Genomic DNA, 13007 nt, shown 5'->3' on the forward strand with positions numbered 1-13007 from the left:
GGGAGACCTGATGAGGGTGCCTGTAACGGGAATAGAACACTGCCCCCGGGCACCACAATAAACTTCTAATAATTTGATTTTTTTTGCATAACTCCCCTAGTGTTCCAGAGATATCCACCCAAATACCCACCTTGTGAGCGTAAGCAGGCTAGCGACAATGGAGCAATGCAACCTTAACCGCTTCCGGATGTTTCAATAATCGATAGCTGCATCGTATCTTTTGGTTGCCCTGGGCAAATCGAAGATCCAGTAGATTGCCCACACTGTACGCGGTGGCGTCCACGGTCTTGCCTAAAGATTGTGGGGCCGCAGCCGCGAATGGCACATAAGCCGGTTGCTGGTTGAGGGACTGTTCCAAACTCTTGATCCCAGGTTTTGGCTAAAGCGGGTATTGTAGCCATTTAGGTCGAGAGCATTGAATACTTGTATGACCCACGGAGAACTCTCAAGAGCTTTTGTTGTCTCAGCCTCGGTGTCTTTGGCACGACAATACACTACCTCCTAATCATTGACCTAAAAGTAAAATCAATTCTCGCAAGCTGAGGAGCAACGCGCCAGAAAAGGACACAAGCCTGATCGATTAGGATCGCGCCGTGACTTGGCGGCTCTTCGCCCACCTCAAACGCATCCTCGGGATCGGACGGCTCCGATTTCGTGGCCCATGCGGTACAGATGACGAATTTCTCCTCTCCGCCACCGCCCAAATGCGAACTGTCGCGATGGCAGCTATCGCTCGCACTGCTAAGCTTTGCTTCGCGGAAGGCTACCTACGGGAAGAGGAAGTGAATTGACGCTGTTTAGTAGAGTGAATCAGATATTCCCTCAGCGACTGAAACGCCGCGTAGAGGATCGGGATCATCAAAAGACCTAAGGTACTGTCAACAATCATGCCAAAGAGTACAGGATAGCCAATAGATACGCGTGCCGCAGCTCCCGCGCCGCTGGACAATACAAGGGGCAATACGCCGATGATGAAGCACAGACCCGTCATGGTGACCGGGCGAAACCGGATTTCTGCCGCTCTCAGGGCGGCTTCACGGATACTGGTTCCGGACAACCTTTCTTGATTGGCGAATTCAACGACCATGATGGCTTTCTTGGCAGCCAATCCGATTAGCAACACCATTCCAATCTGAGCAAAAATGTTGCTCGTGATAAACGGGAAATAGGCAATGGGTACAAGCGCGCCTAATAATGCAAATATGGCTGAGGTGATAATCGACAGCGGCAGTATCCAGCTCTCATACAAAACAACAAGAAACAGGTAAGCCAAAACCAAGGCCGACAGCATGATGAAGGGGACCATGCCTTGAGACTTGACCTCTTGCTGGGTCACGCCCGACCATTCGATGCGAAAGCCGTCGGGCAGCGTTTTGTCGGCGATCTCTTGCATAGCCTGGATGCCCACGCCCGAACTGACACCATCTGCCAACTGCGCGCTTACAGAGGCCGCCGTGAACAGGTTGTATCGCGGGATCGCATCCGGTGCGAGAACCGGTTCGCTGCTCACGAAGTTTCGCAAAGGCAGGGACTCACCAGCGCTGTTTTTGACGTAGATGTTGTCCACATCATCCAGAGTTTGACGAAACTGCGCGTCGGCCGAGATGACCACCCAATAGACCCGTTCCGACAGGATGAAATTATCCACGAAGAAGGTGCTGAGATTGGCTTGCAATGCGGTGAAGATGTCCGAGACGCTTACGCCCAGTGTTTCGGCGCGATCCCGGTCCACAGACAGTCGATATTGCGGGGTCTGACCCGAGAAGCTGCCATGTGCGCGAACGAATTCTGGCGCGGCGTTCAGGGCTGTGACGAAGGCACTCATGACAGAATCAAGCTGAGCACCATCGCCCTTTTCAAGATCCAGAAGCTCGACCGAGATACCACCTGTCGATCCAAGCCCGTGGATTGTTGGGAAGGGAAACACGTAGCTTTCTGCCTCGGGCAGAGTAGCCAGTTGTTGGTCCAGATCCTGCATAATCGCATCCCAGTGCAGATCCGGGCTGGTGCGTTCGTCCCACGGCTTAAGCGTGATGATGGCCATTCCGGCATTGGATCGGACACCCGTCAGCATGCTGGCGCCGGACACTGTTGTCACGGTGTCCACACCGGATGCTTTTTCAATCACCTCGCCGGCTTTGGCCATAAAAGCCTGGGTTCGTTGAAGGGAAGCACCATCTGGCAGCGCCATGGCGGCCAGCAAAACACCGTTGTCCTCTTGCGGGATCAAACCGGTAGGAACGGTTTTGAAGAGGTAAATGGTAGCCCCTACAGAAGCGGCAAAGACAAGCAGCGAGAACGCGATGTACCTCAACATCAGCGAGACAAGCCGCATGTATTGCCGCCTGATCCAAAACACCGCCGCAGGCACAAACTGCAAGGGGCCAAATGGTTTCACTCCTGCTTTCAGTACCATGGCACAAAGCACTGGGGCCAGGGTCAGTGCGTTCACGGCAGACAGCACAAAAGCGAAGATGATCGTCGCGGCGAACTGGTAATAGATCGTTCCCGTCACTCCGGGAAAGAAACACACCGGAACAAATACGGCCGCCAGCACAAAAGTGGTCGCGATGATCGGGCGATTGACCTGTGACATCGCCTTGAGCGTGGCATCGCGCGGCTCAAGCCCCTCATCGGTCATGATCCGTTCGGCGTTTTCAATGATGATAATGGCGTCATCGACCACCAAAGTGATGGCTAGAACCAAGGCAAAAAGCGTGATCATGTTTGCGCTGAAGCCAATCGCGTAGATCAGCGCGACTGCACCCAATAAAGAAACGGGGATCGCAATTGCGGGAACGATGGTCGCCCTGAAACTGGCCAGAAAGAAAAACGTAACTGCGATCACCAATCCCGCAGTCAGCGCGAGCGTTTTCATAATGTCTTCGATCGAATCGCGGACGGCATCTGTCACGTCATACGTGATCTCGTATGAGACACCTTCGGGAAATTTCTTCGAAAGCTCATCCATCAGGTTGTGGATGCTGTCCGAAATCTCCAGCGCGTTGGCCGTGCTTTCCTGATGCACGGCAATTGCCGCCGTATCCTTTCCGTTCAGTTGCGAGGACCCGGCATAGGTGGCTGAACCAAGCTCGATCCGTGCCACATCCTCCAATCGGGTAATCGAACCATCATCGCCCGTTGAAATGATGATCCGACCGAACTCTTCGGCGTCTCGCAACAATCCTTCGGCCCTAAGCTTAAATTGAAAATCCGTACGCTCACCGCCAAATGGCGGGGCTCCGACCTGTCCGGCGGCGGCTACAACGTTTTGGCTTTCAATCGCATCGGCGATCTCTGAAGCGGTGATATTAAGCGCTGCCATGCGAACCGGGTTGATCCACACCCGCATGCTGTATTCCAACTGACCAAATTGCGAGACCCCACCTACTCCCTGCAAACGCTGTAAGGGATCGTGCAGGAAATCAGCCGCGTAGTTGCTGAGGTACAACTCATCCCGCAACCCGTCCGGCGAGGTCAGGTTGATCACAAGGATCATGTTGCCGGATTGCTTAGTCACCTCGATGCCTTGCTGTTGCACAACGGAAGGTAATTCCGCGCTTGCCAAAGCGATGCGGTTTTGCACTTCGACTGCCGCAACATTGGGGTCCGTTCCCAACGCGAAGGATACGCTCAGGTCGTAGCTGCCATCGTTCGCGCTTTTGGACTGCATGTACAACATGCCGTCGATCCCGTTCACGCGCTCCTCGATGGGCGTAGCCACGGATTCCTGAATGACTTGCGCATCCGCACCCGGGTATGTTGCGGTCACATAAATCTGCGGTGGCGTAATGTTCGGATATTCCGAGATTGGCATGAGCCGGACGCAGACCGCCCCAAAAAGAATCATCAGAATCGCGATGACAGCAGCGAAATGCGGGCGATTGATGAAGTAGTGAGAGATCAAGCCACGACCTAACTCTGACTATCGACCGGTTTCACGACCAATCCGTCGTGAATTTTCTGTAGCCCCTGCACGACCACCCGATCGCCGTTTTCAAGGCCAGAGTTCACTTGAGTTCTGGTTGCAGTTTGAGTGCCAATTTCAATATCTGTCCGGCGAACCGTGTTTTTGTCATCGACGGAGAACACGAAATAGCCTTGCTTGTCGAATTGCACCGCATTGCGCGGCACGGTCAAAACCTTGCTGTCGTCCGAACCGCTCAGCGCAACGATAACAAGCTGACCAGGAATGAGAAGCCCATCTGGGTTGGAGAACGTAGCCCTTAGCTCGACAGTATCGGTATCCTGCCTAACGACGTCGCCCACATAGGTGACATTGCCTTCCGTGTCGTAAGTCTGACCGTCAGCGAGTGTAATCTGCGTCGCCAGTTTGATGCCTTGCCGCGAAATCGATCCATTGTGACGTTCGCGCAGCAATATGGGCTCACTGATAAAAAAACTTACCAGAATAGGATCAACGCTTGTGACGGTCGCCAGAACACCGCTGTCGGAACCCACGATGTTGCCCGCATCGACTGCTGACAAGCCAATGCGCCCGTCCAGAGGGCTAACGATCTCAGTATGATCCAGATCGATCTGCGCTATTTCAAGTTTGGCCTGTGCCTGATCCACTGAGGCCTGAGCCTCGTCGAACGTAGCTTTTGCTGTGTCCAAAACGGACTGGGGCACATCACCTTTGTCGAATAATGTCTGTTGCCGATCGAGTTCCGTTTTGGCGCTGAGCGCAGATGCTTGAGCGCTTTTTAAAGAAGCCTGGGCGGCATCAACACTTACTGAATATTTCCTTTTCTCGATGCGGAACAGCACGTCGCCCTTGTTGACAGTGCCACCTTCGGAGAAATTGACCTCTTGCAGGACACCATCCACTCTAGCCCGAAGGTCGACACTTTGATCAGCGACGACACGACCCACAAATTCGTCCTGTTTCTGTAGATCCTGAAGAGTTGCCGGCGCAACAACCACACTGGGTGCCGGTGGTTTAGACTGCGCAGCTGCGGAACCCACCAAACCGATGGCGAACAAAGTGCAGAGTAGCTGGCTGGTTATCGTCATCCGATGCTCGCTTATTCGCAATTGCATGGCTGCAAGATTATTATTCATGGCCGTGCAAATCGACGCAACGCAAATCTACTTTGTGCGATTGATCTAATTGAGAGGATTCTACAGCGTGCGTCACTTAAGGCAGGTCACCGTCCGGCCCGGTATAGGGGGGGCGCCAAGAAAAGCTGTCGATGAACATTACCACGTCGTTCAAGGCCTGAATGTCATCCCCGTGAATTGTGTTGTAGCTGTATGTAACTTTTTCACCGTCGACTTTCGGGGATGAAATCTCGATGATCAGCACATAAGAACTCCCTTCGATCTCACCGGACAAAGCTGCATTTGGCGGGTCAACGTCAAAGCTGTTTTCGCCTTGGCTCCAGACATCAAAAAAATGGTCACGGGTGATTACACCGGCGCTGCGGTAGGGCCTGTCTGAGAAAACCGAAATCTCATCGTCGACGCCGTACAGAACAAGCTTTCCATCTTTGAGATCAGCTTTTGTGGCAGTTTCAACAAACAAATAGGTCTTGTTGTATGCTTCTTCCGTCAAAGCAATTGGCGGAACCAAAGCAATGGTTCCGGCCAAAGCAAGAAGTATCTTTTTCACTGTCTTTCTCCTTGGCCTAAGGTTTCAGAGTGGCGTGAACGCTGCCGCTATCCCTAGGACAAGCTGGGAAGTAAGTATTCCAAGTTGCGGCTAATTTCTTTTTTCCTTCACAAAAACATTTGGTTGGAATCTCAAGCTTCTGCCCAAACAGTGAACTTGAACGACGTTCACAAAGGATGAGTGATCTTCTCAATCTGATTGTGTGCCCAACACCCCGGAATCTGCATCCAACTTAATTGTATTGCCGCCTCCGGTAAAAGCATTTGCCGCAAGATCCCACCCGCCTTCGATATCTGCCCACGGACTTTCATCGATCACGAGATAGCTTTGCTCGAGGACGGGTACCGCGGAACCTTGCAGGATTGTGTAAGAAAAAGTCAGTGTGTCACCAGATTGCCGGGGGTCCGAAAGTTCGACAACTAGCGCGACAGGTTTGCCATCCGCCTGGCCCATCAGTGCCGCGTTTGGTGGATCATCGGCAAAACTGTCCTGCCCTTCACTCCAGACTTTGAGCAGTTCAGAACTTGGTATGACCCCAGCGGCGCGGTGCGGGCGATCTGCAAATACGATCATGTTTGCGTCCGGGCTTTCAAGTGTCAGTGTTCCGTTGTCCAGCGTTGCCACGCTGGCGTGCTGAACAAACAGAAAGCTGGCTTGGTCTTTCGTTTGTTCAGCAAATGCAGAAGTCGCAATGACCCCCGCTGCCAGAGTGGTGGCAATGCCTCTGCTCATGATGCCTGCCTTAAACATGCCTTTGACCTTTTTTCCGCGCAAAGTGTTTCAAACGCTAAGTGAGGTGTCTTCGGCACCCTCTGGAAAGGGTGCCGCGAAAGGTGAGCGCACTTAAGTATCTCAGTTTGACGAGACGCCCTGCGACAGGATTCCCATACCCACATCGCCATTCAGCTGCGTCGATTGTCCTGCGTCCCCGGTGGAAACGGCCGCCAGATCGGCCATTGTCTTGTAAAACTCCGCGAACGGGTTGTCGTCGATGACCAAATAGCTTTGTTCTATGGACTCGACCTCAGCACCTTCCAAGACCGTGTAACCGAAGACCAAGTTACCATCTTCCCGCATTGGGTTGGTCAGCTCAACAATTATCGAAACAGGTTGGCCTGCGGATTGCCCAACAAGCGCTGCGTTTGGCGGGTCCTCTGCAAAGCTGTTTTGCCCTTTGCCCCAGATCTTGATCAGTTCAGAGCTTGGTACCGCAACTGCAAGTCGGTGCGGACGATCAGCAAAAACGATCATGTTGGCATCTGCGTCGCGCAGCGTCAGCGTGCCGTCATCCAGGGATGCAGAAGGCGCATGCTGAACGAAGAAAAAGGTTTCCTGAGCAGGTTTTTCTTCTGCTACTGTAATCGCCGGCACCAGTCCGGCAACAAGTGCAGTAAGCGAACTCCCCAGCGCTTTCAGTGCCTGTTTCATAGGGTTCCCATCCAATTCATGTTCGTTTCGGCCCGATCGCAACCACCACGTTGTTGGGCTTCTGCGCAGCGCGCTCCACCTTTGCCAAAGGGTACTGAGCCGAACACAATACGACATATTGCTTCAAGCTTTGCATTTGCAGAAAGAGTGGAGCCATTTCCCTTTAGCGATCCTTCAAGCTTGCGAGCAGCACAACGCCGCCTGCCTATGCGCTATCAGCCAATACCTTTTGAATCACGTGCACGACGTCTCAAGTTTGCTTGCTGAGAGTGCCACTCAACAAACCAAAGGCCCTCACCTTCTGCTGTGGAAATGTTCCCTGGCGATAATGCTTCATTATTCCAAATTTCTGAGATGTGGCTGTAAACACCCTACCATGGCGATATCGTAACTCTTGAAAAAAGGCAGATAGTCATCCGCTGCGAATTGTAAGAAGCCTCGGCTGAACCAACACACACTGGGCGTTTGTTCGCAGGCTCTACCGCCCTAAAACGCAGATTGGCCGGGGGTAGGTGTTATGTGGAAGGTCCCACTTGTTTTTGCCAACGCGCCAAGGTTTTCAAAGAAGCCTTTGTTTGGTTTTTCGTTGGTCAGTGTTCGATGCAAGTGAATCGAATTGTGATAAGCATCCACTTCACCCGGTTTGTTGTATTCGGAGCCTAAAACATCGCTCGGTTTACAGTCGTACCGGCGACGGAAACTTCGAACAAAGCTTGATGTATCCAGAAAACCCAAACGAGTTGCGACAGATGTGACTGCCCCTCGTGTTGGCTGACTGCTGGCGAGCGTATCCCTTGCGTATTCCAGGCGGAGATTGGTCAAATAGGCCTGCAGTCCGCCGTCTGCGCGAAACAGGCGATATAGCGTCGATCGCGACATCCCGACCTCGACGCACATCTCATCAATATTCAAAGGCAGCGAGAGCGGGCGCGAGAAGATGTATTGTTCTGCGCGAATACGCTTGGCTCTTTCGATATGAACGTCTTCCGAATTGAGCTCCTCGCGATCCGTAATCGCGGCAACAAGCAGAGACGCGAACAGGTTGATTGCTGAAGCATCACATGTTTCCGATTTGTGCGATATTTCGTTCGCCAGATGCAAGAAATTGGCGATCATCAATCGCCCGACTGATGTTTTACTGTCAAAATGCGTCATTGGCCGCAGAGGATAGCGCGTGACTTGAAGGGCCGATTTCCTGAATGCCAAATAAGTGACCTTGGAGCGCTCGCAGTAACAATACCGGGTCGCAGACAAATCCATTACCGTGAGAGAGCCGGGCGCAACGCGGGTGGTTTCTCCATTCACTCTCGCGACCGTGTGTCCCTCATGCTGGTAACGGATTACAACACAATCGAATTCGTGATTGTTACCTACGAGTTCCGCCGGAGACATGGCCAACTGGCAGAACACGGCGCCCTCCAACTGACGAGAGAAAACGCTGAGTTCCAGATTCCGTCGAGAAACCAAGGGCCTGCCCAAGCGCCAGAAGTCCGCCATGAAATCGTCCCACGCATCGCGTCGTGCTTTTTCCGGGAGCATCGAGATATTCAGATCCGGTTCGAGGCTATCCATCTTCGTTCTCGTTTCGGCATAGGTTCAGCTAAAATACTTGTTCGTATCATACTTGCTTAAGGTTGAGCCGATCAACGTCGACTCGTTCTTAAATTTACCTACTAGAGCATCTCCGCCAAAATCTCCATCTTTCAAGCATTGAGGCGAAGGAGTGCTAAAAGTTGTCGGGTTCTACCTGGTTCCTATGCTTCGACACTGCTTTTTTCTACTAGCGGAAGATCCGTTGTGACAGTGTCTTACCAGAGAATTACGTTGTTGCAGCGATTTTCCGGTTTCGCAGGTCGCACCGCGACAATTCCGAACATTTACCCGCAACTCGAGATTTGAATTCGCTCGCGGCGAAATGTTGGTTTGGGTTTCACCTAGGTTCATCCTGATGAATGACCGCTATATGGGATTCCGGCGCAGCGCGGAAAACGATCCAAGGCGGGCGCGAGGATTGTCTGCGTCAGCATTCGCCGTGCTGTCAAAAGGCGGCTTTGATCCCGCAACTCTTCTATTACGCCTAAAGCTCAAATTGTCGCAGCCCTAAGATCTGGCAAGTTATTTCACCCCGTCGCGAATTGGCTCGCGGCTAAGTCTCCCCAATATAACTACCCGCAAAATTCAGGCCCGTGTCAGCGCCCAGAACCGCAAGGGTAGTGCGACGGCCGCTGCCAACAGACCCAGAGTATAGCCAATCCACACGCCGATCGCTCCCAGATCGAAAAGGAACCCCAGTGCATAACTCGCTGGCAAGGCAAGCGGCCAATAGGCTGTCAATGTAATAATCGTCGGCAAATTCATGTCCGACATTCCCCTCAGCGCACCCAACGCAGTACCCTGAACGCCATCCGCAACCTGTAGCATTGCCACGATGAAGAACAACGTGACCGCGAGGTCAATGACGCCTGGGTCATCCGACATGGTTTCCGCCAGCATCCGGCCCGCAGTAATGAAAGCGATGGCGGCGACCGCCTGCCAGAGAGTGACCATCACAAAAGACGCCTTTAAAATCGGTCTGAGCCTTTCCCGATTGCCTGCGCCGACCGCAAGACCCACTCGGATCGAGGCCGCACCTGCCATGCCAAGCGGGATCATATAGGCCAGCCCCGCAAGCGCATTAACGATTTGATGGGCGGCTAGCGCCTCGGCCCCCAACCATCCCATCATCAGACCCACCACGGCGTAGGCGCCGCCCTCACCTGCATAGCCAAGACAGAGCGGCAGGGCGTCTTTGGCCTGTGACCAGACATCCGCCAATGCAACCGTCACCCGTTGGCGAAAGGCGGCCAGCCCGGGTGCGCGTATCAATACATAGATCCCGGCAACCAGCGACGTACATTGCGAGAGTATGCTGGCCAGACCAGCGCCCAGAATTCCAAGATCAAAGATGTGAATGAAGGCATAGTTTGCGGGCACGTTGAAGAGGACGCCCAGATAGGACAGCGCAACAGCCGTCCAAGGCCGTCCAACGGCGTCGAACAGAGCTTTCAGCCCGAAAAACAGAGTGAAAGGCACGATCCAGATCGCCATCGACATCCAGTATGGCAGCAGGATAGCCAGAACCTCCTTCGGTTGCCCCAAAGGCCCCAGCAGCGGATAGAGCGCCATCATCACCAACGCCGCGCCGCCGCCGCCCAGAAGGCACAGCAACAGCCCGCTGCGCAACGCCAGCGCAACCCGCGCGGCATCGCGTGCACCTTCGGCTTGACTGATCTGTACGGAAATAGCCGTGATCACGCCCCAAAGAGCGGAAATCAGGATGATTAGAACGGCTGTGGTCACACCAGCCGCCGCCAGCGGGACCGTTCCCAGCGGAGAAATCATTGCCGTATCTACGACGCCGATCAATAGCGCTGCGGCCAGACTGACCATCAGCGGAACGGCCAATCGGATCAACGGCGTGAACTCGGCGCGAGTGGGCGCCTGCGAAATCAGGATTTGGTCTGTCATGGGTCACCTGCCGGAAAAGATCCGGCGAAAAAGTCGCGGTAAAAAGCTTTAGGCTCAGAATGAAGAGGGGCTGCTCAGCCCTGCGACGGGAACACCATGAAATTGGTCCTTTTGGGGGACAAGATAACAGGTAAGGTTCTAGGGGAAGAATTGTCCGGCGTCCAGATCGCTTTTGCAGGCTGTTTGTCGAACACTGCCAAGCTTAGGAATGAGCAAAGTTCACCGGAACGCGGTGAGGCTTTGGTCAAACGATCATTTAATTGGCAGCCACGTGGGCAAGGTCACGCAGAAATTTGGCACTTTGATCGTCGGCCGGAAAAAATAGTTCAATCTTCATATCGTCTAGCGTGACATCCGTGACTGTGCTGAACTGCGCAATGGTTCCAAACAGGGAAAGCCGCTGACCACCAAAGCGATAGATAGTAGAAATTGTCGGCCCAATCGCCGGGTCTCTGCGGGCGTGCCTCTGTAGCGATAAGGTGTGCGCCGCGGCGTCCAGTGCGGGTATGCCGCCTGCATTGGCGCTTTCAGCGCGCAGCCGCAACATCGTGTGATGCGCAACCTCGGGCCAGTTGTCGACAAGCTCAGGCATCAGTGGACTGGTCAGCAGGTCCAGCAGGCTTTGCCCCTCGCCGATCCCGAGTGGCTTGAACAGTCTTTGGGCACCGCTGTTGAGCATTACTATCGTCCAGAGCCGGTCTAATACCATTCCAGGGTAAGGGGCATGTTGCTGCAAAGTCCATTCGACAGCGTCCCGGATGGGCGACATCGCTGTGTCATCCATTGGTGTTGCCGCAAAACGTGGTGCGAAACCTTCGGCCCGCATCATTTGATTTCGGGTTTCGACCGGTAGGTTCATGACCTCAGACAGATGAAGGATCATGTCCGGGCTGGGCCGGGACCGCCCGGTTTCAAGGAAGGAGATATGGCGCGCGCTGACCTCAGCTTCGACCGCAAGGTCCAGTTGGCTCATCCTGCGTCGCTTTCGCCACTCTTTCAGCATGCCGGGATAGGGTGTCATGCGCCGAGCTTAACAAGGTACCCGACAGAAATCACTTACCTCTGAGGTAATTGATTTGCTCTCGTCGTAAGTCGCATGAAGAGCATATACCGAAAGGAGAAGGTCATGACCCAACAACAGTCAGCAATGCGTATTTCAGGCGGAGTTCTTGTTGCAACTGGGGTGCTCTTTGCTCTGGCCGCGCTGCCGTTTCTGCACCCCGTAGCGCATATCTTTCTGCAAATCGCGTATTGGCCAATTCACGCCGTTCCTGCGGAATTGACGGTTCCGTTGCCTTTACTGCTGGTTATCACCGGTGGCCTGACGGTCGGCCTGGGCGGAATGCACTGGGCGCTGGGAACATACGTTGCCCCGGTTTCGGCGGTGGCTGCGACCAAGACCGCTCAGATTACGGCATGGTCCTGGTTTTGTGCCGACAGTTTAGGCTCTATTCTAGTAGCGGCGCCCTTCAACGTCGTACTAAACCTGTCCTTTCTGGTGCTAATCTTGGTATCCTGCCGACCCGGCACAGCAAGCAAACACACAACATCCTGACGTGAAGTGGTACTCAATGGGTTTGAAAAGTACGACTGGCTATTTCAGAGTACCATTGATGGTCGATGCTACTTCAACGACAGTTTTATGTCGGACAGAGTCCTTCGCCATCTCCATACATGCCTGGTTGGGACATTCCTTTGACGCCTTTGTGGGTCAACTTTCCATTGTCGATTGTCCACCCTTTGTTCCACCTTTGGGCCCGCGCTTAAAAACCTAACAAATACAAGGGTACAAACTACCGGGACTATTTCTTGCGATACAACAAGATATAGTGCGAGACAAGTCGGGACACGCTTTATGTGGACCTAGGCTCCACCAAAACCTAACAATACAACTAGATAGCAAGCATTAGAGCGGTGTGACACACAGGTGTGACACAAAATGAAGCTGCATGCGTATCTCTCACTGTCCAGGCACGGCATTTATTACTTCCGTTGGCCGCTGCCCGACACACGACCAAATCCCCGTACTAGACCAAACACAACACGTAGGACCCTTCGCGTTTCGTTGCGTACAAGATGCCCCAAAAGAGGCTGGTACTCTGGCACGGCGTCTTGCAGTGTGCGGCGACACAATAACAAAGCACATAGAACACTCGGGCATGAACTACGGCGAACTACGCACAAAGGTTCATGAGCACTTCACGGAAGTACTAAAGAAGGCAAAGGCACGTCGGGATGAACTCGGCCCCTACACCGAACTAGAGAGAAAACGTATCGCCGACACCATCCGTCTTCATGAGGCAGACAACGAAGACTTTTGGGGCATGATGCAGAAGGGCTACGCAACATAGCAGTACCAATCCTTTTGCGATGCATCACCTACTCACAGTCGCAGCCATTGTCATCGAGTGTTCCCGCATTTCGCAACCCGGTTTGCAGGGTCCGAACCGACATTCCC

At 53.5% G+C, this 13007-nt stretch carries 10 protein-coding genes and 1 pseudogene; 3 read left to right on the plus strand and 8 right to left on the minus strand.

The genetic code is table 11. From position 1 onward, the window contains the following. Positions 1-605 precede the first annotated feature (605 nt). Positions 606-791, plus strand: a pseudogene (locus tag GOW40_RS22260) (hypothetical protein); the annotation flags it as partial. Here GOW40_RS22260 and GOW40_RS19565 read toward each other — a convergent pair. From GOW40_RS19565 to GOW40_RS19600, 8 genes are all read right to left on the minus strand, one after another. Next, positions 764-3907, minus strand: coding sequence for an efflux RND transporter permease subunit (locus GOW40_RS19565; protein ID WP_171130658.1), 3144 nt, complete (start codon positions 3905-3907; stop codon positions 764-766). The pseudogene GOW40_RS22260 and the gene GOW40_RS19565 sit on opposite strands and share 28 nt — an antisense overlap. An 8-nt stretch (positions 3908-3915) precedes the next feature. Then, positions 3916-5064, minus strand: a complete 1149-nt coding sequence (locus GOW40_RS19570) for an efflux RND transporter periplasmic adaptor subunit (protein WP_171130656.1) — start codon at positions 5062-5064, stop codon at positions 3916-3918. A 76-nt stretch (positions 5065-5140) separates the two neighbouring features. After that, positions 5141-5614: a hypothetical protein gene (locus GOW40_RS19575; RefSeq protein WP_171130655.1), complete on the minus strand. Its 474-nt coding sequence runs from the start codon at positions 5612-5614 to the stop codon at positions 5141-5143. A gap of 189 nt (positions 5615-5803) precedes the next feature. Next, positions 5804-6364, minus strand: a complete 561-nt coding sequence (locus GOW40_RS19580) for a hypothetical protein (RefSeq protein ID WP_171231133.1) — start codon at positions 6362-6364, stop codon at positions 5804-5806. A gap of 102 nt (positions 6365-6466) precedes the next feature. Next, the gene (locus GOW40_RS19585) at positions 6467-7042 is read right to left on the minus strand and encodes a hypothetical protein (RefSeq protein ID WP_171130651.1); all 576 of its coding nucleotides are present in this window, start codon (positions 7040-7042) and stop codon (positions 6467-6469) included. A gap of 486 nt (positions 7043-7528) precedes the next feature. After that, entirely contained in the window at positions 7529-8614 is a 1086-nt protein-coding gene (locus tag GOW40_RS19590) for an AraC family transcriptional regulator (protein ID WP_171130649.1), read from the minus strand. Positions 8615-9220: 606 nt separating this feature from the next. Continuing rightward, positions 9221-10549 carry an MATE family efflux transporter gene (locus tag GOW40_RS19595; protein WP_171130647.1) on the minus strand — a complete coding sequence of 443 codons (1329 nt, stop codon included), beginning with the start codon at positions 10547-10549 and terminating at the stop codon, positions 9221-9223. Positions 10550-10805: 256 nt separating this feature from the next. Beyond that, positions 10806-11570 (minus strand): helix-turn-helix transcriptional regulator, encoded by a 765-nt coding sequence (locus tag GOW40_RS19600; protein ID WP_171136762.1) that lies wholly within the window; start codon positions 11568-11570, stop codon positions 10806-10808. A gap of 105 nt (positions 11571-11675) precedes the next feature. Here GOW40_RS19600 and GOW40_RS19605 point away from each other — a divergent pair, with 105 nt between their 5' ends. Both GOW40_RS19605 and GOW40_RS19610 read left to right on the plus strand, forming a co-directional pair. Next, on the plus strand, positions 11676-12104 hold the full coding sequence (locus GOW40_RS19605) for a hypothetical protein (protein WP_171130643.1): 429 nt from the start codon (positions 11676-11678) through the stop codon (positions 12102-12104). 604 nt (positions 12105-12708) lie between these two features. Beyond that, the gene (locus tag GOW40_RS19610) at positions 12709-12900 is read left to right on the plus strand and encodes a hypothetical protein (RefSeq protein WP_171102673.1); all 192 of its coding nucleotides are present in this window, start codon (positions 12709-12711) and stop codon (positions 12898-12900) included. The last annotated feature ends 107 nt before the right edge of the window (positions 12901-13007 follow it).

This window comes from Ruegeria sp. HKCCA6707, from assembly GCF_013033515.1.
Classification (GTDB): Bacteria; Pseudomonadota; Alphaproteobacteria; order Rhodobacterales; family Rhodobacteraceae; genus Ruegeria.

Excerpts from the sequence above, each read along its gene's own strand:
- GOW40_RS19570 (WP_171130656.1), bottom strand. The coding sequence starts at position 5,064 with ATGAATAATAATCTTGCAGCCATGCAATTGCGAATAAGCGAGCATCGG.
- GOW40_RS19580 (WP_171231133.1), bottom strand. The coding sequence starts at position 6,364 with ATGTTTAAGGCAGGCATCATGAGCAGAGGCATTGCCACCACTCTGGCA.
- GOW40_RS19585 (WP_171130651.1), bottom strand. The coding sequence starts at position 7,042 with ATGAAACAGGCACTGAAAGCGCTGGGGAGTTCGCTTACTGCACTTGTT.
- GOW40_RS19590 (WP_171130649.1), bottom strand. The coding sequence starts at position 8,614 with ATGGATAGCCTCGAACCGGATCTGAATATCTCGATGCTCCCGGAAAAA.
- GOW40_RS19595 (WP_171130647.1), bottom strand. The coding sequence starts at position 10,549 with ATGACAGACCAAATCCTGATTTCGCAGGCGCCCACTCGCGCCGAGTTC.
- GOW40_RS19600 (WP_171136762.1), bottom strand. The coding sequence starts at position 11,570 with ATGACACCCTATCCCGGCATGCTGAAAGAGTGGCGAAAGCGACGCAGG.
- GOW40_RS19605 (WP_171130643.1), top strand. The coding sequence starts at position 11,676 with ATGACCCAACAACAGTCAGCAATGCGTATTTCAGGCGGAGTTCTTGTT.
- GOW40_RS19610 (WP_171102673.1), top strand. The coding sequence starts at position 12,709 with ATGAACTACGGCGAACTACGCACAAAGGTTCATGAGCACTTCACGGAA.